The following is a 24,410-nucleotide window of genomic DNA, read 5'->3' as shown; positions in this document are numbered from 1 at the left end:
CGCGGTCACGTGAGGTTGCCCAGCAGTCTCCGCAGGGACCTGAGGCGGCGCGTGCCCGCGGGACCGGCCGCGCCGGAGGCGACCCAGGCGTCGAGTGCGCAGCCCACCGCGCCCTCGGCGTGCGTGCAGCCGCGCGGGCAGTCTGCGGTGGCCGGGGTCAGCTCCTCGTACGCGGAGACGACGGCATCGGGGTCGATGTGGGCGAGGCCGAAGCTGCGGACCCCCGGAGTGTCGACCACCCAGCCGCCCTGCGGCAGCGGCAGCGCCCACGTCGACGACGACGTGTGACGGCCCGAACCGGTGTTCTCATTCACGGAGCCGGTCGCACGGTCCGCACCGGGCACCAGGCGGTTGATGAGGGTGGACTTGCCCACGCCGGAATGGCCGAGCAGCACGCTCTGCCGATCTGCGAGGTGGGGGAGGAGAGCGTCCGTGCGCGGCAGGCCGGCCTCATCGAACCCGCACTCGACGATCTCCACATCGACATCCGCGAAGCGCTCACGGATCTGATCGGCCGGCGCCAGGTCCGTCTTGGTCACGGCCAGCAGCGGCCGGATCCCGGCGTCGAACGCTGCGACGATGGTCCGATCGAGGAAGCCCCACGACGGCTCCGGATCCGCGGTCGCCGTGACGGCCACGAGCGTGTCCGCGTTCGCGACGACGACGCGCTCTGTGGGATCCGTGTCGTCGGATGACCGGCGCAGGACCGTCGTGCGCTCCTCCACGGCGACGATCCGGGCCAGGGATCCGTCGTCGCCGCTCGTGTCGCCGACCATGCTGATGCGGTCGCCCGGGACGATGGCACGGCGGCGCAGGTGGGCGGCCCGGACGCAGGTGACGACCGGGGCCTCGGCGGAGGCGGACGCCAGGTCAGTGCCGGCGATGACGCGGTAGCGGCCCCTGTCGACCGACACGATGACCCCGCGCACCGCATCCGCATAGTCCGGACGCTGCTTGGTGCGCGGACGGCTGCCGCGCCGGCTGGGGCGCGGACGGTACTCCTCGTCGCTCGTGATGACGCGACCCATATCCGGTGTGAGCGCTCAGGCGCCCACGGCCTCCGTCCACAGGTCGACGAACGACGGCATGGTCTTCGACACCGTGTCCGGGTCGTCGAGCACCAGACCGGGTACGCGGAGGGCGACGATCGCACCGGCCATCACCATGCGGTGATCGTGGTAGGTGCTCCAGACCGACGGGGTGTGCGGGGGCGAGCGGAACGTGAGGGTGTCGGCACCCTCGTCCACGACGGCACCGGCCTTCGTGAGCTCCGTCGTGAGGGCGGCCAGCCTGTCCGTCTCATGACCGCGCAGATGGCCGATCCCGCGCAGCGTGCTGGTGCCCGTGGCGAAGGCGGCGACCGCCGCGGTCACGGGGGTGAGCTCGCCGACGTCGGACAGATCGAGGTCGACCGCCGGCAGCTCTGCGGGTCCGGTCACCGTGAGCCCGTTCCGGTCCTGCTCCACCTGACCGCCGAAGGCCTCTGCGACGCGCCGGAACTCGTTGCCCGCCTGCGTGGTGTGGACGGGCCAGTGGGGGATCGTCACGCTCCCGCCCGTCACGAGTGCCGCGGCGAGGAACGGGGCGGCGTTCGACAGGTCCGGTTCGACGATGACGTCGAGTCCGCGCGGCCTGCCCGGCTGGACGACCCAGTGCCCCGGCTCCGGCTCCTCGACGAGGACCCCCGCATCGGACAGCACCTCGACGGTCATGTCGATGTGGGGCCGGGACGGCAGCGTCTGTCCCGTATGCGTCACCTCGACGCCGAGGTCGAAGAGGCTCCCGGAGAGCAGCAGTCCGGAGACGAACTGGCTCGAGGCCGAGGCATCGATGCTCACGTGCCCGCCGCGCATGCCCCGCGGGGCGTCGATGCGAAACGGCAGCCGACCGTTCGACGAATCGATGGTGGCACCCAGCGATTCGAGCGAGTCGAGGATGGTCGACATCGGCCGTGTGTACGCCGTCTCATCGCCATCGAAGTGCACGGGCCGACCCGTCGCCGCGGCCAGGGCCGGGACGAAGCGCATGACCGTCCCGGCGAGTCCGCAGTCGACGGCGAGCGGCGAACGATCGCCGCCGGCCGGGGATTCGAAGGGGATGGGGGAGATCCGAAGAGCGCCGCCCTCATCCTCCTCGACGCCGGCGCCCAGGCTGCGGACGGCCTCGATCATGAGGGTCGAGTCGCGGCTGTCCAGCGGATTGCGGATGACGGACGGGGAGTCCGCCGCCGCAGCCGTGACGAGATAGCGATTCGTGAGGGACTTGGAACCGGGGACCGTGACGGTCGCCCGGACCGGTCCGTGCGCGGCGGGTGCCGCCCAGCGTGACGCCTCAGGACCCGCCATCAACGCTGGGAGACGGCGTCGACGGCCTTCGCAGACGTCTTCTCGATGTTCTTGCGGAGGTCCTCTGCAGCGTGCTGCGCGCGCCACACGAGGCCCGGCTGGCCTGCGGTGTCGACGCTGGCCAGCAGGGCGCCGCCCAGCATGGAGGTGCGCATGACCAGGTTCGCCCGGCGCTCGTTCTTCTCCTCCTTCGTCGCGGCGCGGTCCTTGTTCAGGACCTCTCCGGCGAGGTCGAGCACGTAGGTGCTCACGAGCACGGTGGAGGCGGCGCGGGGGAAGCGCCCGATCGCCAGCAGCGCGCCTGCGGCCACCTGGGCGGCACCGGTTGCGCGGGCGATCGTGTCCGCGCCGACCGGCACGTCGACGACCCGGCGGGCGACTGCGAGCACGGCCTCCGTCGAATCCACGGATGCGTGCGGATCGCGGACGCGGGCGATGCCGTTCGCGATGTACGCGCTGGCGAGCATGGGACGGGCGAGGAGTCGGACAGGGTTCACGGTGGATCCTTCCGTGCAGGGAATTGCGGTCTGCGGCTCAGCATATCGTTCCGACGGCCCTGTGGGCCCGGCGACCGGAATACTCTCTCAGGGCGCGGCGTTTCCCGTGCATAAGGAGGTGGCCGTGCCGACTGACACGTGTGAACGGGTCGCGGACCCCGTACGATGGGATCTGATGACTGAGACTGCCCAGACGCCTTCGGCGGAGACTGACGACGAGCGCCACGAGCGATTCGAGCGCGATGCGCTGGAGTATGTGAACCAGCTCTACGGTGCTGCGCTGCGCATGACGCGCAACCCGGCAGACGCCGAAGACCTGGTGCAGGAGGCCTACGCGAAGGCGTACGCGGCCTTCCACCAGTACACGCCGGGGACCAACCTGAAGGCGTGGCTGTATCGGATCCTGACGAACACCTTCATCAACAACTACCGCAAGAAGCAGCGTCGTCCGCAGGAGTCGAGCGGCGAGGGCGTCGAGGACTGGCAGATCCACCGGGCTGCCGGGCACACGTCCTCCGAAGGCCGCTCCGCTGAGCTGGTCGCCCTCGACTACCTGCCGGACTCCGACGTGACGGACGCACTGTCCGCGCTGCAGGAGGACCGCCGGATGGTCGTCTACTACGCGGACGTCGAAGGGCTGCCCTACAAGGAGATCGCAGAGATCATGGGCACCCCGATCGGCACGGTGATGTCCCGCCTGCACCGCGGTCGACGTCAGCTGCGGGAGATGCTGGCCGACTATGCACGCGAACGCGGCTTCGGAGTGTCGAAGGAGGAATCATGAGCGCGAGCGATGAAGCGTACGACGGTCCCTGCCCCGACGGCGCACGAGCGCGCAGCCTGGAGCGGATCTACCACTACCTCGACGGTGAGCTCGAGTCGCACGAGATCACGAAGATCCAGGCGCACCTCGACGACTGCACCGACTGCAGCAGCGAGTTCGAGATCGAAGCACTCCTCAAGGAGCTGGTCCGGCGCTCGTGCACGGCCGGTCAGGCGCCGGAGGGTCTGCGGGAGAGGATCCAGCAGCGGATCGTCGTCGAACGGCGCACCACAGTGATCCGCCGCATCGGCTGACTGCTGCGCCGGCTGGGCGGACCAGTACTGCTCGAACCAGTACCGCTGGGCGACCACCAGCACCACCGGAACGCGACGAAGGCCGGGAGACCCTCAGGGTCTCCCGGCCTTCGTCAGATCTGCGCCGCGCGGTGGATCACCGGACGCGGCGGGCGATCATGCGTTGGGACGCTTGCCGTGGTTGGGACCGCGCTTCTTGCGGTCGCGGCGCTTGCGTGCACGCTTGCTCATGGTTCACTCCTTCTTCGGGTGGATACGATCCTTGCACAGCGACGGCCGGGGCGCCAACCGGCGTCCCGGAGTCACCAGGTCCTCTCAGTCCTCCGCCAGCGCGTCGGCCACGCCGAACCAGTCGAACCATCCGCGATGGAGCACCAGCCAGGCCATGAGCCCGTAGCCCTCCTGCGCAGGCGTCCCGGACCGGGTGGACGCGAGCTCGCGCTGCCAGACGGGATGCGAGCGCAGCGGCGTGAAGGTGTCCACGTAGGCGATGCCGCGCCGGTGGGCGACGTCCGCGAATCCCGTGTTGAACTCCGCGAGGCGCCTGTTCCGGTCGCCGTCGCGCACCGGAGCGGGACCGACGACGAACGTCTGCACCTCCGCCGTCAGCGCTGAGTCGAGGATGTTCGCGACATTGAGGCGGGCCCGGGCGACGGAGATGCCGGATTCCGTGTCCGCCGATCCCAACCCGAGCACCAGACGGTTCTCCGTCTGCTCGGAGAACCTGCGGGAGGCCTCCTCCATGCACCGGGCGGCGAGGCCGGATGAGTCCTCGTCTGCGGACGCGAGCGCATAGAAGTCGCTGTCCGGAACAGACGGGTACGTGCGGGCGGCGACGCGCCCCACCCAGCCCAGCCCACGGCCGTCGCCGTGTCCGGCGACCAGCTGGTCGCCGACCACGACGACGGTATGACGACGGCGCGACATCAGCGGTCGAAGACCCGGTCGAGGAGCTCTGCCTGCTCCTTGTCGTGGATGCTCTTGAGGCCCGTCGCGGTCGCTGCGGATGCAGTCCGTGCGACGACGCGCAGCGCACGGCCGTCCAGGTGCTCCGGCAGGTTCGAGTGCATGAACGGCCACCCGCCCTGGTTCTCCGGCTCCTCCTGTGCCCAGACGACCTCGGCATCGGCGGGGTACTGCGAGAGCACCTCGCGGATCGACTCGTCGTCGAGCGGGTACAGCTGCTCGAACCGGACGATCGCGGTGCGGGAGTCCTCGCGCTTCTTCTGCGAGGCGACGAGCTCCCAGTAGAGCTTGCCGGACACCAGGACCACGCGGTCGACCTTGCTCGCGTCCACGTTCGCGTCCGCGATGACGGGCTGGAACGTGCCGGAGGTGAACTGGTCGACGGACGTGGCGGCCGCCTTGAGGCGCAGCATCGACTTCGGTGTGAAGACGATGAGCGGGCGCTTCACGTCCGCGTACGCGTGGCGACGCAGCAGGTGGAAGTACGACGCGCCGTCCGCTGGGTTCGCGATGGTCATGTTGTCCTGTGCGGCGAGCTGCAGGAAGCGCTCGATGCGTGCGGACGAGTGGTCTGGTCCCTGTCCCTCGTAGCCGTGCGGCAGGAGGAGCACGATGCCGGACGTCTGCGTCCACTTCTGCTCGGACGACGAGATGAACTCATCGATGATCGACTGGGCGCCCTGCATGAAGTCGCCGAACTGCGCCTCCCACAGGACCATCGCCTCGGGCCGTTCGACGGCGTAGCCGTACTCGAAGCCCATCGCGGCGTACTCGCTCAGCAGGGAGTTGTAGATCCAGAAGCGCGCCTGCTCGTCGGAGAGGTTGGCGAGCGGGGTCCATTCGTTCCCGTTGGTGTTGTCGACGAGCACGGCGTGGCGCTGCGTGAAGGTGCCGCGGCGCGTGTCCTGGCCGGACACGCGTACCGGGACGCCCTCGTACAGCAGCGAGCCGAACGCCAGCAGCTCGGCGAAGCCCCAGTCGATGCCGCCGGAGCGGGTCATCTCCTTGCGCTTCTCGAGCAGGCTGCGGAGCTTCTTGTGGATGGTGAAGCCCTCCGGGATGTCCATGAAGGCATCACCGATGCGCTCGATGAGCTCCTGCGACACGGCCGTCTCCGGCGTCGTGCGGCCCTCGATCGCGCGGGTGGACTGGCGGATCCCGAACGCGGAGTCGGTCTGCTGCTCCTGGTTCTCCGCCTCCTTCGTCTCCGCGAACGCGGATTCGAGCTTCGACTGGAAGTCCGCCAGCGCGTCCTTCGCCTCTTCCTCCGTGATGCGCTTCCGGCCCACGAGGGATTCGGTGTAGAGCTTGCGGACCGTCGACTTCCGGTCGATCAGCGAGTACATGACCGGCTGCGTCATCGACGGGTCGTCGCCCTCGTTGTGGCCGCGACGGCGGTAGCACACGAGGTCGATGACGATGTCCCGGTTGAACGCCTGGCGGTACTCGAAGGCCAGCTGCGCTGCGCGGTAGACGGCTTCCGGGTCGTCGCCGTTCACGTGGATGACCGGTGCGCTGATGATCTTCGCGACGTCGGTCGAGTAGAAGGACGAGCGTGCCGATGCCGGGGGAGTCGTGAAGCCCACCTGGTTGTTGATGACCACGTGGATCGTGCCGCCGGTGCGGTAGCCGCGCAGCTCGGAGAGGTGCAGCGTCTCCGCCACCACGCCTTGGCCGGCGAACGCCGCGTCTCCGTGCACGAGCACGGGGAGGACGGGGAAGCCGGTCTGGTTCGGATCGAGGATGTCCTGCTTGGCGCGGGCCACGCCCTCGAGGACGGGGTTGACCGTCTCGAGGTGGCTGGGGTTCGCGGCGACGTACACCTTCGTGGAGTTGCCGTCGGGCGATGTGAACGAGCCGTTGGTGCCCAGGTGGTACTTCACGTCGCCGGAGCCCTGGACGGCGCCCGGGTCCGGGATGCCCTCGAACTCGCTGAAGACCTGCGCGTAGGACTTCCCGGCGATGTTCGTGAGCACGTTCAGGCGGCCGCGGTGGGCCATGCCGACGGTGACCTCGTCCATCCCGGAGTCCGCGGCCTGGTTGAGGATCTCGTCCAGCAGGACGATCGTCGACTCGCCGCCCTCCAGCGAGAACCGCTTCTGGCCGATGTACTTCGTCTGCAGGAAGGTCTCGAAGGCCTCGGCCGCATTGAGGCGGCCGAGGATGTGACCGTGCTCCTCGCGCGTGAGCTCCTGGAGCGGGTTCTCGAGCTTGGACTGGAACCAGCGGCGCTGCTCCGGGTCCGCGATGTGCATGTACTCGATGCCGGTCGTGCGGCAGTAGGAGTCGCGGAGGATTCCGAGGATGCTGCGCAGCGGCAGCAGTCGCTTGCCGCCCAGGCCGCCGGTGGGGAACTCGCGCTCGAGGTCCCACAGGGTCAGACCGTGGCTGTTGATGTCCAGATCGGGGTGGGTGCGCTGGCGGTAGACGAGCGGGTCGATGTTCGCCATGAGGTGACCGCGGGCGCGGTAGGCGTCGATGAGCTCGATGACGCGCGCCGTCTTGTTGATGTCGTCGTAGTCGTCCGCGGAGACGTCGGGGACCCAGCGGACCGGCTCGTACGGCAGGCGCAGCGAGGCGAAGATGTCGTCGTAGAAGCCGTCATCGCCCAGGAGGAATCCGTGGATGAGCTTGAGGAACTCGCCGGAGCCCGCGCCCTGGATGACACGGTGGTCATACGTCGAGGTGAGCGTCAGCACCTTCGAGATCGCCAGGCGGTTGATCGTCTCCTGGCTGGACCCCTGGAACTCTGCGGGGTAGTCGAGTGCGCCCACGCCGATGATCGACCCCTGGCCGACCGTGAGGCGGGGCATGGAGTGCACCGTGCCGATCCCGCCGGGATTCGTGAGCGACGCGGTCGTGCCGGCGAAGTCGTCGGCGGTCAGCTTGCCGTCGCGCGCACGCACGATCAGGTCGTCGTAGGCGTCGACGAACGCCTTGAAGGTGAGCGTCTCGGCCTTCTTGATGTTCGGGACGAGCAGGGTGCGCGTGCCGTCCTTCTTCGGGACGTCGATCGCGATGCCCAGGTTCACATGCCCCGGCTGCACCATGACGGGCTTGCCGTCCTGGACGTCGTAGTAGACGTTCTGGCTGGGGAACTCCCGCAGGGCGCGCATCATCGCGTACGCGATGATGTGGGTGTAGGAGACCTTCCCGCCGCGGGTGCGCTTCAGGTGCGAGTTGATGACGATGCGGTTGTCGATCAGCGCCTTGGCCGGCAGCGCCCTCACCGACGTGGCGGTCGGGACGGTGAGCGACTGGTCCATGTTGGTCGCGATCAGCTTCGCGGGGCCGCGCAGCTTCGTGACGACGTCCTCGATGTCCTCCGCGACGGCGCTCCGGCGCTCCGGCAGGTTCTCTGCACCGGCGGACTTCGATTCGGCCTTCACCGTCTCCTCATCGGACGTCGACGGGTTGACGCCGCGGTCCGTGGTGGTGTCCTGGTCTGCGGCCGGTGCGGGCTCCGACGGCTTCTGCGCGGGCGTCGCCTTGGCGGGGGTGGACTTGGCAGGGGTTGCCTTGGCGGGAGTCGCTGTCTTCGCAGGCGCCGCCTTCGCGTTCGAGCCGGACGATCCCTTGTCCGGGGACGTGGCCGTGCGGGCACCGTTGGCCGACGCACCGCCCTCCGCCTCGAACTTCTCGAACACCGGCCACCAGGACTTGTCGACGGCGTTCTTGTCGGACTTGTACTGCTCGTACATTTCCTCGACCAGCCACTGGTTCGACCCGAAGTCGGAGCCTGCGGTCGCGGGGGTGTTCATTGGCACGGCGTGTTTCGCCCTCTTCCACGCTAGGGAGATAAGACTGTGCCCAGCAGTTTATAGGCAGTGCCGCCGGAACGCGGGTGATGGGGGACAATGCATCTATGCGATTCATCACCGAATCTCCCCGTCATGACCTCACCTACTCCGACGTCTTCCTGGTTCCGTCGCGGTCCGCCGCTGCCAGCCGCTTCGACGTGTCGCTCGGATCCGCCGACGGCACCGGCACGACGATCCCCGTCGTCGCTGCCAACATGACGGCGGTGTCGGGCCGCCGCATGGCGGAGACGATGGCGCGCCGCGGCGGTCTCGCCGTGCTGCCGCAGGACATCCCGCTCGATGCGGCCTCGGAGACGATCGGCTGGGTGAAGGACCGGCATCCGCTGCTGGAGACCCCCATCAGGATGGGACCGGATGACACGGTCCTCGAGGCGCTCCACCTGGTGCACCGACGCGCCCACGGCGCCGTCGCCGTCGTCGCTGACGACCGGCGCCTGCTCGGGGTCGTGACCGCGGACCAGCTCGACGCCGTGGATCGGTTCACCCGCATGTCGGAGCTTCTGGATGAGGACGTCCACACCGTCGATGTCGCTGACCTCGCCTCGCGGGCCGACACAGTGGCTTCCGCCGCCGAGGCCCCGGCCGGCCCCGCTGGCACGGATCGGGTCGCGCTGCCCTCCCGCGCTCTGCTGGCCGATCTGTACGAGGAGTTCGCGCGGCAGCGGTCGACGTTCGTCCCGGTTCTGGACGACGGCCGCCTGATCGGAGCGCTCACCCCGCAGTCGCTCCTGCGGACCTCCATCTACTCGCCGGCGCTCGATGCTGACGGCCGCCTGCGGATCGCCGCGGCCGTGGGTGTGAACGGAGACGCCCGCGGTCGTGCTGAGGCGCTCGTGGAGGCCGGTGCGGACGTGCTCGTCCTCGACACCGCCCACGGTCACCAGGAGAAGATGATCGACGTCCTCGAGTCCGTGTCCTCTGCGGGACTCGACGTCCCGATCGTCGCGGGGAACGTCGTCACGGCGGAGGGCGTCGAGGACCTGGTCGAGGCGGGCGCCTCGATCGTCAAGGTGGGCGTGGGCCCCGGAGCGATGTGCACGACGCGGATGATGACGGCGGTGGGGCGTCCGCAGTTCTCCGCAGTCCTCGACACCGCTCAGAAGGCGCGCGAGCTGGGCGCCCATGTGTGGGCCGACGGCGGCGTGCGCTACCCCCGCGACGTCGCCCTGGCGCTGGCGGCCGGTGCGTCCCAGGTGATGGTGGGCTCGTGGTTCGCCGGCACCTACGAGAGCCCCGGCGACCTGCTCGTCGACTCCGATGGGAAGGCGTACAAGGAGAGCTTCGGCATGGCCAGCGCCCGTGCGGTGGCGGCGCGGACGCGGACGGAATCGGCGTTCGACCGTGCTAGGAAGGGTCTCTTCGAGGAGGGGATCTCCTCCGGACGGATGCCGGTCGACCCGCAGCGGCCCGGCATCGAGGACCTGCTGGACGAGATCACCTCCGGTGTCCGTTCATCGTGCACGTACGCGGGCGCGCGCACGCTCGAGGAGTTCTCTGAGAAGGCGGTCGTGGGAGTGCAGTCCGCGGCGGGCTATGAGGAGGGCCGCCCCGTGGCGGGCGGTTGGTGACCTCCCGCTGATGGTCGTAGCCTCAGCCCCGCCTGTGAACTTGAGCAGGCGGGGCTCCTGCGTCGGTGCCGGGCCGGTTCCCGGTATAGGATCTTCTCCATGACGAGTGACAGTCCGTGCCGGCGTGAAGCCGGCATCCCCGTCCTGACCTCCCCGCCGACCGTCGGTCGCCGTGCATCCTTCCGGGGAGTGATCGTCTGACATGGAGTGGTTACTCCTCCTGCTCGCCCTCCTCATGATCGTCGGCAACGGATTCTTCGTCGCCGCCGAATTCTCCCTCCTCACGCTCGACAAGCACACCGTCGATGACGCCGTGGCGAAGGGGGCCCGCTTCTCCGGCACCATCCAGAAGGCGACGAAGCAGCTCTCGACGCAGCTGTCAGCGGCGCAGGTGGGCATCACGATCACCGCGCTCATGACCGGTTACCTCATGGAGCCGTCCGTCGGCGCACTGGTCGCTCCGCTCCTGGAGACTCTGGGACTGCCGCAGTCGCTCGCCGCCGGCATCGCGCTGGGCTTCGCGCTCGTGCTGTCGACGATCCTGTCGATGGTGATCGGCGAGCTCGTGCCCAAGAACCTCGCGATCGCGGCGCCGATGCACGCCGCCCGGATCGCGGTGCCCTTCCAGTACGTCTTCTCGATCGTGTTCAAGCCGATCATCGCCGTCCTCAACGGGACGGCGAACAGAGCCCTCATCTCCATGGGGATCGAGCCGCAGGAGGAGGGAGCCGCCGGTCGCTCGCCGGAAGAGCTGACTGCACTGGTCCGCCATTCCGCGGACGAGGGGAAGATGGCCGAGCAGACCGCTGATCTGCTCGAGCGGACCCTGAGCTTCTCCCAGCGCACCGCCGAGGACGTCATGACACCGCGGACCCGCATGGTCAGCGTCACGAAGGACTCGACCGCCGCAGACATCGTCGATGTCGCACGCCGCACCGGCTACTCGCGCTTCCCGGTGGTGGGGGAGTCGCTCGATGACATCGTGGGAGTCGTCCACATCAAGTCCGCACTGTCAGTCCCCCTGGACAACCGGCAGGACGCCTACGCCGGAGGCCTCATGACCGAGGTGGCGCAGGTTCCTGAGACGCTTCCGCTCGATCGTCTGCTCCTGCGACTGCGCTCGCGGTCGACCCAGATGGTCGTGGTGGTGGACGAGTACGGCGGCACCGCCGGCGTCGCCACGCTCGAGGACGCCGTCGAAGAGCTGGTCGGCGAGGTCGCCGACGAGCATGACCGCCTGCGGGTGACGGTGCGCCCCGCCCGTGACGGCACCTGGATCGTGCCCGGGCGCCTCCGCCCGGACGAGGTCACGTCCGTCGTGGGCCTCGAGGTCCCCGAGGACCCCGACTACGAAACGGTGGCGGGCTTCATGATGCTCGAGCTGGGGCGGATCCCCGAAGACGGTGACGAGGTGCGGATCGACGGTGCGCGCATCGTCGTCGAGCGCATGCACGGCAGGCGCGTCGAGCGCCTGCGCCTCATCCCCGACTACCTCGTCCACGACCGCGTCCGAGGGCGTGCCGCCGTCGGCTCCGGGTCCCCGGATGCAGAGAGGGGTGAGGAGCGATGAGCGACTGGATGGGACTCGTCTGGCTGGTCCTCCTGCTGCTGGCGAACGCGTTCTTCGTCGCCGCGGAGTTCGCCGTCATGGCGGCGAAGCGCTCCCAGATCGAACCGTACGCGGATGAGGGGCGCAAGGCCGCCAAGACGACGCTCTACGCGATGGAGCACGTGTCGCTCATGCTGGCCGTGTGCCAGTTGGGCATCACGGTGTGTTCGCTGCTCATCGGCAATATCGCCGAACCCGCGATCCATCACCTCCTGGTGGGGCCGCTCAGCGCGCTGGGCGTCCCGGCGTCGCTGTCCGGCGTCATCTCCTTCGTCCTGGCCCTGTCCATCGTCACGTACCTGCACGTCGTCGTGGGGGAGATGATCCCGAAGAACATCGCGATCGCGACGTCGCAGCAGGCGGCGATGCTCCTCGCTCCGCCGCTCGTGTTCCTGGGACGCATGCTGAGGTTCGTCATCCATCCCATGAACTCGTTCGCGAACTGGGTGCTCCACCGTCTGGGGGTCGAACCCCGCGATGAGGTGAATGCGTCCTACACCGTGGAGGAGGTCCAGTCGATCGTCGCGGAATCGCACCGCGAGGGGCTGCTGGAGGACGAGTCCGGCCTGTTGAAGGGCGCACTCGAATTCTCCGACAAGACGGTCGACGAGGTCATGGTCGCCCGCGATGACCTCGTGACGATCGAGCCGACCGCGACCCCGGAGCAGATCGAGAGCCTCATCGGGAGGACCGGCTTCTCCCGCTTCATCGTCACAGACGACAGCGGCAGACCGGATTCCTACCTCCACATCAAGGATCTGCTCTACGCGGACAATGAGCAGGACTATCGCGCTCCCGTCCAGGACCGGAGGTTCCGGTCGATGACCTCGGTGACCGCGGATGCGGAGATCGAGGACGCGCTGCAGGAGATGCAGCACGCCGGCAGCCACGTCGCACGTGTGCTCGATCGCGCGGGCGAGACCGTCGGAGTGATCTTCCTCGAGGACGTCCTCGAGGAGCTTGTGGGCGAGGTCGACGATGCCATGCAGAGGAACGCGCGGCAGTCCGGTTCGTGATGATGTCCAGCGCGGTCTGTGAGCGGTGGGTTCCGCGTCGTGACGCGCTTCGGCGCTGGTCGGGCAGGCATCCGAGCGGTCAGCGGCGCTGACATCCTGCCAGAGTCGTGATCACTGCGACACGTTTCTGACCAGGTCATATATATCGATTGGACTCCTTTGTAACGTTGTCGTTATAGTGTTGTGACACGTTGAAGGGGCCCGGTGCGTGAGACCCGGGTTCAGTTCCGAATCTTTCTGGAGTGATGAATGTCCGAGCAGTCTGCCGAGCGGGTCTTCACCAGCCGCCGCGAACGTCGCATGGCTGAAGAGAACGATCGACGCTCGTCGCGCCGGATGGCGCGTCGCAGCGAACCGACTCCCGCTCCGCAGCCTGCGGCCGTGCGCACGCAGGTGGGCGCCAGTGCAGTCGCGTTCCGCGGGTCCGACGGCTCGATCGTCCGCGGCATGCGTCGACGCCGTGCTGTGGCGACGACTGCTCTCACGGGCGTGTCGGTCGCGGGTGCCGCGGCGGCCGTCGTCCTCATCTCCGGCAACGGTGCCGGTCAGGCGCAGGCGGCGGAGCCGAACGACGATGCTCCGGTCCTCAGCGCACTCGGGTCGGAGGCCGTCTCCGCCGATGTCGGCGATGACGCGGACGCGGCCACGGGCCGCACCACCTCCGGAGCGGCTCCCAGCGCAGAGGGCGGCAAGGCTCAGGCCGCCGGCCGCTCCATCACGAAGACCGTCCTCCCCGGCTGCTCCGAGGACGCGGACTTCGGGGACGCGGGCAACGGCGAGCTGCCAGAATCCTGGTTGTGCGACCTGGGCATCGGCGACCACAAGCTGCGCGCTGACGCGGCGATCTCGTTCGCGAAGATGAATGCGGCGTACAAGGAGGAGACGGGTGAGGAGATGGAGCTCACCGATACCTACCGGTCCCTCGACTCGCAGATCTCCGTGGCGGGCCGAAAGCCCGGTCTGGCCGCGCGTCCCGGGACGTCGCTGCACGGCTGGGGCATCGCGATCGACTTCGGCGGCGGTGCCGCCACCGCATCCGGTCAGCAGTACGACTGGCTCGTGGAGCACGGTGCGGAGTTCGGCTGGGAGAACCCGGACTGGGCCAAGGCCAGCAAGTACGAGCCCTGGCACTGGGAGTACGTGCCGGCGCGCAAGGACATCAAGGGCGCCTGAGAGTTCGGGGCCTCGGGTCCTGACGCGCCTCACCAGTTGTGATTCGACGCCCCACCGGTGTTAGTGTGGGGGTCGCCCGCCCGCGTAGCTCAGTGGATAGAGCGTCTGCCTCCGGAGCAGAAGGTCGTAGGTTCGAATCCTGTCGCGGGCACGGATCAAGACCCCGGTCAGCAGCCATCACGGCTCCTGACCGGGGTCTTCTTCACGTCAGAACCGCATAGCCGGGGTGGGTCGCAGGCTGACGTCACCCGGGGCGTTCCGACATCGCCGGACATTGAACGGTCGTTTGATAGGCTCGCAATCGGCGGCCGCAGAACCGCCGCCGGAACCTCTTCGATCGTCAACCTCTTCGATCGTCATCGAACCGTAAGCCGCACGTCGTCGACCGGGACTGCTGAGCAGAGCTGCTTCGCATCGCCCGCACCCGTGCCGGCACCACATCCTAGGAGGCGCCCATGGGCGACCTGGTGATCCGCACCGACCACGACGGGTGGGCGATGCTGACTCTGAACCGTCCCGAGAAGCTCAACGCACTCACGGTGGCGCTGTTCGCACAGCTGCGCGAGCACATCGAGGCGCTGCGGGAGGACGAGGCGATCCGCTGCGTCGTCGTCCGCGGTGCGGGGCGCTGCTTCTCAGCGGGCCACGACCTCGAGGACATCGGTGCGGGGGAGGCAGTGCCGTCCCGGGGGTGGCACAGTGAGACCCTGCGCATGCTCGAGAGCCTGCCCCAGCCGGTCATCGCCGCCGTGCACGGCCACTGCTACACCGGAGCCCTCGAAGTCGCGCTCGCGGCGGACTTCATCATCGCGGCGGAGGACGCCAGATTCGGGGACACCCACGCCAGGTGGGCGCTGACCCCGGTCTGGGGCATGTCGCAGCGCCTCCCGCGACGCGTCGGCACCGCCACCGCGAAGCGGATGATGTTCACAGCGGACATGATCGATGCGGAGGAGGCCGTGCGAATCGGGCTCGCGGAGTACGCCGTCGCCTCGGACGCCTTCGAACGGGAGATCGAGTCGCTGGCCGGCCGGATCGCCGACCAGTCTCCCTTCAGCCATGCCGCGAACAAGCAACTGCTCGACGTCACCGACGGAATGCCGCTCGACGCCGGACTGCAGCACGAGGTCTGGAAGAGCGCAGGGCGCGGCCCGGACGCGCACGACCGGATCGCCGCGTTCACCCGGAAGAAGGGCTGAGACATGGACATCGAGCCGCAGGTCGACCTCGCGGAGTTCCGCGCTGAGGTCGCTGAATTCCTCGACACCGCGCCCACGCCGGAGATCCTGGAGGCCGGCCGCAAGACCACCAGCGTCTTCGCCCCGTTCGAGCAGGTCATGGCCTGGCATCGCATCCTGCACTCCCGCGGCTGGTCGGCACCCGACTGGCCGGTGGAGCACGGCGGGCCCGGCTGGTCGGTCGAGCAGCAGTACGTCTTCGCGGACGAGTACCAGAAGCGGGGGCTTCCGCCGCTGCTGCCGAACGGCCTGAAGATGGTCGGCCCGCTGCTCATGGAGATCGGCACGCCCGAGCAGCAGGAAAAGCACCTGCCGGGGATCCTGTCCGGTGACGACTACTGGACCCAGGGATACTCCGAACCCGGAGCCGGATCCGACCTCGCCTCGCTCAGCTGCTCCGCCGTGGCCGACGGCGACGACTACATCCTCAACGGCAGCAAGATCTGGACCACGTACGCCCACCACGCGAACCGGATGTTCATGCTGGTGCGGACGAGCCGTGAGGGCCGCAAGCAGGCAGGCATCACCTTCCTGCTGCTCGACCGCATGGACTACCCGGGCATCGAGGTGCGCCCGATCGTCGGGCTCGACGGTGCACCCGAGCAGTGCGAGGTCTTCTTCACCGACGCCCGCGTGCCCCAGTCCGGTTCACCGACGCCCGCGTGCCCCAGTCCGGTCGCGTGGGTGCAGAGAACGACGGCTGGACCGTGGCCAAGCAGCTGCTCACGCACGAGCGGGGCGGCAGCGCGCAGAGCCCCTCGATGCGTCGCAGGCTCGACGTGCTCCGCGTGGCAGCTGCGGCGACGTCGTCTCCTTTCGGCGGATCCCTCGCCGACGATGCGGTCTTCCAGCGCGACCTCGGAGAGCTGGAGGCGGACGTCGCCTCCTGCGAGCACTTCGAGAAGCTCGCGATCAGCGGACACCCGATCGCCGAGGACCCTGCGTACCCCTCGTTGAACAAGGTCATGAGCTCGGAGCTCATCCAGCGCATCTCGGCACTCATGACCCGCGTCGTCGGGCTCGACGGGATGCCGGACCAGCGCGAGGCGCTGCGCGTCGGCTCTCACCGAGAGGCACTCGGCGACGACCTCGCGCTGATCGCGATGCCGTTCTATCTCAACAGCCGTGCCACCACCATTTACGCCGGCACCAACGAGGTGCAGCGCGATCTGATCGCTCGCTCCCTGCGAGCCTGACCGGAGGTCATCGTGGACTTCACCTTCACCGCGGAGCAGAACGAGCTCCGCAGCACCGTCACCCGCGCACTGAAGCGCGAGTATCCCTTCGAGAAGCGCCAGGCCATCGTCGCGTCGGCCGCCGGCTGGTCTCCTGATATCTGGCAGCGGCTCGTCGAGCTCGGGCTCACGGCCATCCCCTTCGCCGAGGACGCCGGCGGCCTCGGGGGATCCATCGTCGACCTCGTCGCCGTGGCAGAGATCTTCGGTGCCCACCTGCTCGCAGAGCCGTGGACCGCCTCGGTGGTCCTGGCAGGCGGACTCCTCGCTGGTGCAGCGGACACCACCGCGGCCACCGCCGGCTCCGGCGACACCATCGGCACGGCCACCTCCGGCACCGGCACCTCCGCCACCGCGGCTGCCCGCGCGTGCCTCGAGCGGATCGCTGCGGGCGAGTCGATCGGCGCACTCGCGCACGAAGAGGGCCGCGGCACTCCTGACCCGTCCCTCATCGCGACCAGGGCAGAGAGGACCGACGGCGGCCATGCGCTGACCGGTGACAAGCGGATGGTGCTCCACGGAGCCGGTGCCGATGTACTTGTAGTGACCGCCCGACTCGACGGGGAGCTCGCTCTCTTCCTCGTGGACCCCGTCGCCGCGACCGCCACGCCGTTCACGACCATCGATGGCCGCAGCGCCGCCCACCTGCGCTTCGACGAGGCGCCTGCGACGCTCCTGGCAGCGGAAGCTGAGCCGCTGGTGCGCGAGGCGCTCGATCGGGCGATCGTCGTCCTGTCGGCCGAGGCCGTCGGTGCCATGGGAGAACTGCTGCGGCGCACGTCCGAGTACGCCTTCACCCGGGAGCAGTTCGGGGTTCCGATCGGCACCCAGCAGGCTCTGGGCCACCGCCTCGCGGACATGAAGATCGCCTATCTGAAGGCCCGGGCCACCCTCCTGCACACCACAGCGCTGGCTGAGGCGCACCGTCTGTCGGCCGGCGATGTCGCCGTCCTCAAGGCTCAGGTCGGCCGACTCGGACGGGAGGTGGGGGAATCCGCGATCCAGATCCACGGCGGGGTCGGGATGACGGACGAGCTGCCCGTGGGGCACCTGCACAAGCGGATCCTCGCCGTCGACGCCCTGTTCGGTCAGGCCGATCACCATCTCAGGGTCCTCGGAGCCGCCGCGGTGGGGTGAGTCCGTCGACCCGGTTCACGGATCGTCTCCTGGTGCAGGATCGTCACCGGGTGCACGTCTCGTCTCCCGATGCGGTGTGGACGACGTCACACATATCCGCTCGCAGGACCTCCGGTTGCCCGCGAGCACGCGGCACCCACTATCCTGAGCGGGTGACTCCCGAAGAACTCAAGACGGCCATCGCCGCGGCACTCGACGCGTACAGCTCTTCCTCCGGACGGGACATCGTCCCTCCTGCGGTCCTCGTCGTCGAACGACCGAAGAATCGCGACCACGGCGACTGGGCCTCCAACGTGGCCCTGCAGACCGCGAAGACCGCCGGAATGCCGCCGCGCGAGCTGGCAGAGGGCGTCGCGGCCGTTCTGCGGGAGCACGACGGGATCGACGCCGTCGACGTCGCGGGACCGGGCTTCCTGAACATCACGCTCTCCGCCGCTGCGGCGGGCGCTCTCGCGAAGGACATCGTCGCCGCAGGACGCGACTACGGTCGCGGCTCCGCCATGGCGGGCCACGTCGTGAACATGGAGTTCGTCTCCGCGAACCCCACGGGTCCGCTGCACCTGGGCCACACGCGCTGGGCGGCTCTGGGCGACGCCATCGCCCGTGTCCTGTCCGCGGCGGGAGCCGACGTCACGAGCGAGTACTACATCAATGACGCGGGCTCGCAGATGAACGTCTTCGCCGATTCCGTGATCGCCCGCATGAAGGGACGGGACGTCCCGGAGGGCGGCTACCCGGGCCAGTACATCGCGGACATGGCGGAGGCGATCGCGGCCGAGCAGCCCGCCCTCGCGGATTCCTGCGACGACGCGACCCGCGAAGAGATCCGCACGCGCGCCTACGACCTCCAGCTGCAGGACATCAAGGACACGCTGACGGAGTTCGACGTGCACTTCGACGTCTGGTTCTCCGAGACCTCGCTGCACGATTCGGGTGCGCTCGGCTCTGCGGTCGAGCGCCTGCGCGAGCAGGGCCACGTCTACGACGAGAACGGCGCTGTGTGGCTGCGGACCACCGACTTCGGCGACGACAAGGACCGGGTGCTGATCCGCAGCGACGGAGCGCCCACGTACTTCGCCGCGGACGCCGCCTACTACCTCGACAAGAAGGACCGCGGCTTCTCGGAGAAGGTGTACCTCCTGGGAGCGGACCACCACGGCTACGTCGGTCGCCTCAAGGCCATCGCGGCCGCCGCCGGCGACGACCCGGACGCGAACATCGAGGTCCTCATCGGGCAGCTCATCAAGATCAACGGGGCGAAGCTGTCGAAGCGCGCCGGCAACATCATCGAGCTGCGCGACCTCGTCCGCTGGCTGGGCCGCGATGCCCTGCGGTACTCGCTGGCTCGCATCCCCGCGGACTCTCCGCTCACGCTGGACCCCGAGGTCCTGCGCAGCGCGAGCAACGACAACCCGGTCTTCTACGTGCAGTACGCCCATGCCCGTGCGTGCGGCGTGGAGCGTAACGCCCTCGCCGCGGGGATCGACGCCGCGTCCTTCGACGCGTCGACGCTCTCGCACGCGACGGAAGCAGCGCTGCTGGCCGGCCTCGCGGACTTCCCCCGGGTCGTCGCACAGGCGGCCGAGCTGCGCGAACCGCACCGCATCGCCCGCTACCTGGAGTCGCTCGCCGGCCTGTTCCACAAGTGGTACGACTCGTGCCGGGTCACGCCGCTGGCGGACGAGCAGCCCGGCGCTGTGCACGGATCCCGCCTCGTGCTGGACCGGGCCACCGCGCAGGTGCTGTCGAACGGACTCGAGCTGCTCGGGGTCAGTGCCCCCGAGCGCATGTGACAGGAGCCTGAATGCCCGCACACATCTCCGGAGTCCTCCATGCCGGCCCGTCGCCGGTCTGGCTGCCGCACCCGGATGACGTCAACGCGCTCATGCCCAGCCTGTGGTCCGCGAATACGCGCAAGGACCCGGACGGTGTGCTCACGGTAGCCGGTCACCGCGTGACGGACCTGGCCCGCACGTACGGCAGTCCGCTCTACGTCCTCGACGTCGCGGACCTGCGGTCCCGGGCGCGCGGCTTCGCCGACGCGTTCGCGCAGTCGTTCGAAGCGGTGGGTACCCGGGCCCGCGTGTACTACGCCGGCAAGGCGCTGCTCACCTCCGCGATCGCCCAGTGGGTGGCGGCCGAGGGCATGGGGATCGATACCTGCTCGCTCGGCGAGCTCATGACCGCGCGCCGCGCCGGAGTCGACCCGGCCGTGGTCGGACTCCACGGCAACAACAAGTCCGATGCGGAGCTCGCCTACGCGCTGGACTGGGGGATCGCCCGCATCGTCGTCGACTCGCTCGACGAGATCGACCGCATCGAAGCCGCCGCGGCCGCACGCGGCGTCCGCGCACCGGTGATGATCCGCGTCACCGTGGGCGTGGAGGCGCACACGCACGACTTCATCGCGACCGCGCACGAGGACCAGAAGTTCGGTCTGTCGCTCCAGTCCGGTGCTGCGCGCGCCGCGGCGGACCGGACCCTCGCTTCGCCCCACCTCGATCTCATCGGCCTCCACAGCCACATCGGATCGCAGATCTTCGACCGCGCAGGCTTCGAGGTCGCCGCGCGGCGGATCGTCTCGCTGCGCGCGGAGATCCAGCGCGATCACGACGTCATCCTGCCGGAGATCGATCTGGGCGGCGGGTTCGGCATGCGCTACACCTCGCAGGACACGCCTCCGCCGATCTCCGACATGGCCGCCCAGCTGGCCGAGGCCGTCGCGAAGACGTGCGCCGACGAGGGCACGGACCTCCCCGTCGTCTCCTTCGAACCGGGCCGCGCCGTCGTCGGTCCGGCGGTCTTCACGCTCTACTCCGTCGGCACGGTCAAGGGGGTGGAGACGGAGACGGGCCTCCGCACGTATGTGTCCGTCGATGGCGGGATGAGCGACAACGTCCGCACCGCGCTCTACGATGCTGACTACTCGTGCACACTCGCGTCGAGGTCGTCCGACGGGGATCCCACGGTCGTCCGGGTCGTGGGCAGCCACTGCGAGAGCGGGGACATCGTGGTGCGGGACGAGTACCTGCCCGCGGACGTGCGTGCAGGAGACCTGGTCGCCGTCCCCGGCACCGGTGCGTACTGCCAGCCGCTGTCGTCGAACTACAACCTCATGCCGCGACCCGGCGTGCTGGCCGTCAGCGCCGGTCGCGCGGACTGGATCATCCGACCTGAAACCCACGACGATCTGCTGGGCCGTGACTGCGGTCCGATCGCCGATGCCTGAGAGGACCCCCATGGAGAAGCTCACTGTCGCCCTGCTGGGCGGAGGAGTCGTCGGCGCGGAGGTCGCGCGGACCCTCCTCACGCGGAGCGACGCGCTGGCCGCGCGCGTGGGCGCGCGGCTCGAACTGACGGGTGTCCTGGTCCGGGACACGACGAAGGAGCGGGACGGCATCCCGCGCGAGCTGGTCACGACCGACGCCGAGGCGGTGGTCGCCGGAGCGGACATCGTCGTCGAGCTGATGGGCGGCATCGAACCCGCCCGCACCCACATCCTCGACGCGCTCGCATCGGGTGCCAGCGTCGTCACCGCGAACAAGGCGCTGCTCGCACAGCACTTCCCGGAGCTCATCACCGCGGCGGAGGATGCCGGCGTACGCATCGAGTACGAAGCGGCCGTCGCAGGAGCGATCCCGATCGTCCGTCCGCTGTCCGTGTCGCTCGCCGGCGACCGGATCGAGCGCGTCATGGGGATCGTCAACGGGACGACGAACTACATCCTCGACCAGATGTCCAAGGAGGGGTGGGACTTCGACGCGGCGCTCGCGACCGCGCAGGAACTGGGGTACGCGGAGGCCGACCCGACGGCGGACGTCGAGGGTCTCGATGCCGCAGCGAAGGCGGCGATCATCGCCTCGCTCGCATTCCAGGTCCCGGTGGCCATGGACGACGTCCACGTCGAGGGCATCTCGTCGGTGAGCGCGGACATGATCGAGACCGCCGCGGCACAGGGCTTCACGATCAAGCTGCTCGCGATCTGCGAGCGCATCGACAACGCCGACGGCACGGAGAGCGTGTCGGCTCGCGTCTACCCGGCCCTGATCCGCGACGACCATCCGCTCGCCTCCGTGTCCGGCGCCTTCAACGCGGTCTTCGTCGAGGCCGAGAACGCCGGCTCGCTCATGTTCTACGGGCAGGGCGCAGGCGGCGCGCCCACGTCGTCCGCCGTCATGGGCGACCTCGTGTCCGTCGCGCGGCGCCGCGTCCTGGGCGGCCGCGGGCAGATCGCGCAGCAGGTGCGCGAGAGCGGAGACATCCTCCCGGTCGCACGCATCACGACCCGCTATCAGATGACGCTCGAGGTCCACGACCGTCCGGGCGTGCTGCTGCGCGTCGCGGAGATCGTCGCCGCCGAGGGCGTGTCGATCGAGCTCGTCCAGCAGACCCGTCTGGAGTCGGAGGACGAAGATGCATCGCCGCGTGCCAAGCTGGTCATCGCGACGCATTCCGCCGTCGAATCCGCACTCGCGGCGACGGTCGATTCCCTCGCGGCCTCGGACGTCGTCGAGTCGGTCAAGTCGGTACTCCGCATCGAGGGTGCCTGAGGCACTGTGAAGAGCACCATGAACACCAGGGAGAAGCACACAGTCATGACAGCAGCACATCGTCCCCAGTGGCGCGGAGTCATCAACGAGTACCGCGATCTCCTCGACGTCGGGGCAGAGGTCCCCGCCGTGACGCTGGGGGAGGGCGGCACGCCGCTCATCCATGCGGAGGGCCTGTCGGAGCGCGTCGGGGCCGAGGTCCACGTGAAGTACGAGGGGATGAACCCCACCGCGTCCTTCAAGGACCGCGGCATGACGATGGCGATCACGAAGGCGAAGGCGCGTGGTGCGAAGGCCGTCATCTGCGCGTCGACGGGGAACACCTCCGCCTCTGCTGCCGCCTACGCGACGAAGGCGGGACTCACGTCCGCCGTGCTCGTCCCCGCGGGCAAGATCGCGATGGGGAAGATGAGCCAGGCGGTCGCCCACGGCGCACAGCTGCTGGAGGTCGACGGCAACTTCGATGACTGCCTCACCCTGTGCCGCAAGCTGTCCGAGGCCTATCCCGTGGACCTCGTGAACTCCGTGAACCCGGATCGCATCGAGGGGCAGAAGACGGCCTCGTTCGAGATCGTCGACGCACTGGGGCGCGCGCCCGACATCCACGTGCTGCCGGTGGGCAACGCCGGGAACATCACGGCGTACTGGAAGGGCTACAGCGAGTACGCCCGGAAGGGCCTCGCGCAGTCGACTCCCGTGATGTGGGGCTTCCAGGCGGCCGGTGCCGCACCGCTGGTGCTCGGCCATCCCGTGGATGAGCCGGAGACGATCGCGACCGCGATCCGCATCGGCAACCCGGCCTCGTGGGACCAGGCGATCGCTGCGCGCGACGAGTCCGGCGGTCGGATCGAATCCGTGACGGACGAGGAGATCCTCGCCGCGCATCGACTGCTGTCGTCGACCGAGGGCATCTTCGTCGAACCCGGCTCCGCCGCGTCGGTCGCAGGTCTGCTCAAGTCCGCCGACGCCGGTCTGGTCCCGTCGGGCGCCGTCATCTCCGTGACCGTGACGGGTCACGGACTCAAGGATCCCCAGTGGGCGCTCCAAGCGGCGGACGGCTCAGCCGTCACCCCCACCCGGGTTCCGGTCGACGCGGTGAGCGCCGCTCGCGAACTGGGGCTCGAGGACGCATGAGCGGAATCCGGATCCCCGCGGGGTTCTCCGTCGAGGTCACCGCACCGGCGACGTCTGCGAACCTGGGCGCCGGCTACGACTCGTTCGGGCTGGCGCTGGGGGTCGCTGACACCGTGCGCGCCCGTCTGTCCGACACCGAGGTCCCGCACGACTCCCGTGCCGTCATCACGGGGGAGGGGGCGGACTTCCTGCCGCGCACCGGCGACCACCTCATACTCCGCGTCGCCGAGCAGATCCTCGCAGCACGGGAAGTCGCCGGGGGAGAGCGCCTCGTCCTCGAGTGCGAGAACGCGATCCCGCAGTCGCGCGGCATGGGGTCGTCGGCCGCCGCGGTCGTCGCGGGCCTCTCCATCGCGGACGCCGCGAGCGTCGCAGCGGGACTCCCGGAGCCCACTGCTGCGGAGAAGCTCGCGTGGGCGACGCACTTCGAGGGCCATCCGGACAACGCCGCGCCGGCGCTCTTCGGCGGAGTGGCGGTGAGCTGGTACCCGGAGTCGGATCGCGCATCGTCGATCTCGCTGCCCGTGCACCCCGAGGTCCGTGCGGTCGTCGTGGTGCCCGATGAGCGGCTGGGCACGGGTGTCGCCCGTGAGCTGCTCCCGCGGACCGTGCCCCATGCGGACGCCGCGGCGAACTCTGCTGTCGCGGGACTCTTCGTCCATGCGATCTGCCACGATCCGTCGCTGCTGCTCGAGGGGACAGTCGACCGTCTGCACCAGGAGTTCCGCAGGCCCGCGATGCTCGCATCCCTCGAGCGGGTCGACGCGCTGCGCGCGGCCGGCCTCGCCGCGGTCGTCTCCGGTGCCGGGCCGACGGTGCTGGTGCTGGGAACCGGTGAGGATCTCGCTGACCGCGTGTCCGCAGTGCTGGCCGGAGACGACGCGCGCGTCCTCCAGCCGCAGATCGCTGAGAACGGCGCGACGACGCTCTCGCTGCGACCCATGTCAGCCTGAGGACGGCACCGGTCCGACTGCCCGGAATCTGCGGCGGATACGCCGCGGATTGTCATTGGGATCCGCTGGATCCGATTCCGGGAAACAGGGT

The 24,410-nt window shown here is 69.2% G+C and carries 20 protein-coding genes, 1 tRNA gene and 1 pseudogene; 16 read left to right on the top strand and 6 right to left on the bottom strand.

Going from position 1 to position 24,410, the window contains the following annotated elements; genetic code table 11:
• Window positions 1-5: 5 nt before the first annotated feature.
• Genes rsgA through BSP109_RS05760 form a run of 3 tightly spaced genes read right to left on the bottom strand, consistent with a single transcriptional unit; the run spans window position 6 to window position 2,842 of the window.
• On the bottom strand, window positions 6-1,028 hold the full coding sequence (gene rsgA, locus BSP109_RS05770) for a ribosome small subunit-dependent GTPase A (RefSeq protein WP_101599684.1): 1,023 nt from the start codon (window positions 1,026-1,028) through the stop codon (window positions 6-8).
• Between the two features lie 15 nt (window positions 1,029-1,043).
• Window positions 1,044-2,345, bottom strand: a complete 1,302-nt coding sequence (aroA, locus tag BSP109_RS05765; RefSeq protein ID WP_101599683.1) for a 3-phosphoshikimate 1-carboxyvinyltransferase — start codon at window positions 2,343-2,345, stop codon at window positions 1,044-1,046.
• Window positions 2,345-2,842 carry a DoxX family protein gene (locus tag BSP109_RS05760; RefSeq protein WP_101599682.1) on the bottom strand — a complete coding sequence of 166 codons (498 nt, stop codon included), beginning with the start codon at window positions 2,840-2,842 and terminating at the stop codon, window positions 2,345-2,347. Before BSP109_RS05760 ends, aroA begins: the two co-directional genes overlap by 1 nt.
• A 175-nt stretch (window positions 2,843-3,017) precedes the next feature.
• On the opposite strand from BSP109_RS05760, the gene BSP109_RS05755 reads away from it, so the two are divergent.
• Both BSP109_RS05755 and rsrA read left to right on the top strand, forming a co-directional pair.
• On the top strand, window positions 3,018-3,626 hold the full coding sequence (locus tag BSP109_RS05755; protein WP_087008721.1) for a sigma-70 family RNA polymerase sigma factor: 609 nt from the start codon (window positions 3,018-3,020) through the stop codon (window positions 3,624-3,626).
• Window positions 3,623-3,919 carry a mycothiol system anti-sigma-R factor gene (gene rsrA / locus BSP109_RS05750; protein ID WP_087008654.1) on the top strand — a complete coding sequence of 99 codons (297 nt, stop codon included), beginning with the start codon at window positions 3,623-3,625 and terminating at the stop codon, window positions 3,917-3,919. Before BSP109_RS05755 ends, rsrA begins: the two co-directional genes overlap by 4 nt.
• A gap of 156 nt (window positions 3,920-4,075) precedes the next feature.
• On the opposite strand, the gene BSP109_RS17970 is transcribed toward rsrA, so the two are convergent.
• From BSP109_RS17970 to BSP109_RS05740, 3 genes are all read right to left on the bottom strand, one after another.
• Complete coding sequence (locus tag BSP109_RS17970; RefSeq protein ID WP_373404784.1) at window positions 4,076-4,150, bottom strand: 50S ribosomal protein bL37; 75 nt, start codon at window positions 4,148-4,150, stop codon at window positions 4,076-4,078.
• Window positions 4,151-4,234: 84 nt separating this feature from the next.
• Window positions 4,235-4,846 (bottom strand): GDSL-type esterase/lipase family protein, encoded by a 612-nt coding sequence (locus BSP109_RS05745; protein ID WP_101599681.1) that lies wholly within the window; start codon window positions 4,844-4,846, stop codon window positions 4,235-4,237.
• Complete coding sequence (locus BSP109_RS05740; protein WP_101599680.1) at window positions 4,846-8,646, bottom strand: multifunctional oxoglutarate decarboxylase/oxoglutarate dehydrogenase thiamine pyrophosphate-binding subunit/dihydrolipoyllysine-residue succinyltransferase subunit; 3,801 nt, start codon at window positions 8,644-8,646, stop codon at window positions 4,846-4,848. Before BSP109_RS05740 ends, BSP109_RS05745 begins: the two co-directional genes overlap by 1 nt.
• Before the next feature lie 104 nt (window positions 8,647-8,750).
• Between BSP109_RS05740 and BSP109_RS05735 the strand changes: the two genes are divergently transcribed.
• The 14 genes and pseudogenes from BSP109_RS05735 (at window position 8,751) to thrB (ending at window position 24,319) form a co-directional block, all read left to right on the top strand.
• Window positions 8,751-10,274, top strand: coding sequence for a GuaB1 family IMP dehydrogenase-related protein (locus BSP109_RS05735; protein ID WP_087008660.1), 1,524 nt, complete (start codon window positions 8,751-8,753; stop codon window positions 10,272-10,274).
• Between the two features lie 202 nt (window positions 10,275-10,476).
• Window positions 10,477-11,844 carry a hemolysin family protein gene (locus BSP109_RS05730; RefSeq protein ID WP_087008661.1) on the top strand — a complete coding sequence of 456 codons (1,368 nt, stop codon included), beginning with the start codon at window positions 10,477-10,479 and terminating at the stop codon, window positions 11,842-11,844.
• A complete protein-coding gene (locus tag BSP109_RS05725) occupies window positions 11,841-12,899 on the top strand; it encodes a hemolysin family protein (RefSeq protein ID WP_101599679.1) in 1,059 nt (352 codons plus the stop codon). The genes BSP109_RS05730 and BSP109_RS05725 overlap by 4 nt, the downstream gene beginning before the upstream one ends.
• A 249-nt stretch (window positions 12,900-13,148) precedes the next feature.
• The gene (locus BSP109_RS05720) at window positions 13,149-14,072 is read left to right on the top strand and encodes a D-alanyl-D-alanine carboxypeptidase family protein (RefSeq protein ID WP_257944570.1); all 924 of its coding nucleotides are present in this window, start codon (window positions 13,149-13,151) and stop codon (window positions 14,070-14,072) included.
• Window positions 14,073-14,150: 78 nt separating this feature from the next.
• A tRNA-Arg gene (locus tag BSP109_RS05715) sits at window positions 14,151-14,223 on the top strand.
• Window positions 14,224-14,527: 304 nt separating this feature from the next.
• Window positions 14,528-15,271 carry an enoyl-CoA hydratase/isomerase family protein gene (locus BSP109_RS05710; protein ID WP_101599678.1) on the top strand — a complete coding sequence of 248 codons (744 nt, stop codon included), beginning with the start codon at window positions 14,528-14,530 and terminating at the stop codon, window positions 15,269-15,271.
• A 3-nt stretch (window positions 15,272-15,274) separates the two neighbouring features.
• Window positions 15,275-15,925 (top strand): annotated as a pseudogene (locus tag BSP109_RS05705) (acyl-CoA dehydrogenase family protein); the annotation flags it as partial.
• On the top strand, window positions 15,916-16,506 hold the full coding sequence (locus BSP109_RS17655; protein ID WP_308297906.1) for an acyl-CoA dehydrogenase family protein: 591 nt from the start codon (window positions 15,916-15,918) through the stop codon (window positions 16,504-16,506). The pseudogene BSP109_RS05705 and the gene BSP109_RS17655, both read left to right, overlap by 10 nt.
• Before the next feature lie 12 nt (window positions 16,507-16,518).
• Window positions 16,519-17,682: an acyl-CoA dehydrogenase family protein gene (locus BSP109_RS05700; RefSeq protein ID WP_101599677.1), complete on the top strand. Its 1,164-nt coding sequence runs from the start codon at window positions 16,519-16,521 to the stop codon at window positions 17,680-17,682.
• 152 nt (window positions 17,683-17,834) lie between these two features.
• Complete coding sequence (gene argS, locus BSP109_RS05695) at window positions 17,835-19,475, top strand: arginine--tRNA ligase (RefSeq protein WP_101599676.1); 1,641 nt, start codon at window positions 17,835-17,837, stop codon at window positions 19,473-19,475.
• 11 nt (window positions 19,476-19,486) lie between these two features.
• The gene (lysA, locus tag BSP109_RS05690; RefSeq protein ID WP_087008673.1) at window positions 19,487-20,911 is read left to right on the top strand and encodes a diaminopimelate decarboxylase; all 1,425 of its coding nucleotides are present in this window, start codon (window positions 19,487-19,489) and stop codon (window positions 20,909-20,911) included.
• Between the two features lie 10 nt (window positions 20,912-20,921).
• Complete coding sequence (locus BSP109_RS05685; RefSeq protein ID WP_087008675.1) at window positions 20,922-22,232, top strand: homoserine dehydrogenase; 1,311 nt, start codon at window positions 20,922-20,924, stop codon at window positions 22,230-22,232.
• 45 nt (window positions 22,233-22,277) lie between these two features.
• Window positions 22,278-23,366, top strand: coding sequence for a threonine synthase (gene thrC, locus BSP109_RS05680; RefSeq protein WP_101599733.1), 1,089 nt, complete (start codon window positions 22,278-22,280; stop codon window positions 23,364-23,366).
• The gene (gene thrB, locus BSP109_RS05675; RefSeq protein WP_257944568.1) at window positions 23,363-24,319 is read left to right on the top strand and encodes a homoserine kinase; all 957 of its coding nucleotides are present in this window, start codon (window positions 23,363-23,365) and stop codon (window positions 24,317-24,319) included. The genes thrC and thrB overlap by 4 nt, the downstream gene beginning before the upstream one ends.
• Window positions 24,320-24,410 lie beyond the last annotated feature (91 nt).

The organism is Brevibacterium sp. Mu109 (assembly GCF_900169375.1).
Taxonomy (GTDB): Bacteria; Actinomycetota; Actinomycetes; order Actinomycetales; family Brevibacteriaceae; genus Brevibacterium; species Brevibacterium yomogidense_A.
The sequence above is the reverse complement of the archived record's forward strand: the minus strand, read 5'-3'. Positions and strand labels throughout refer to the sequence as shown.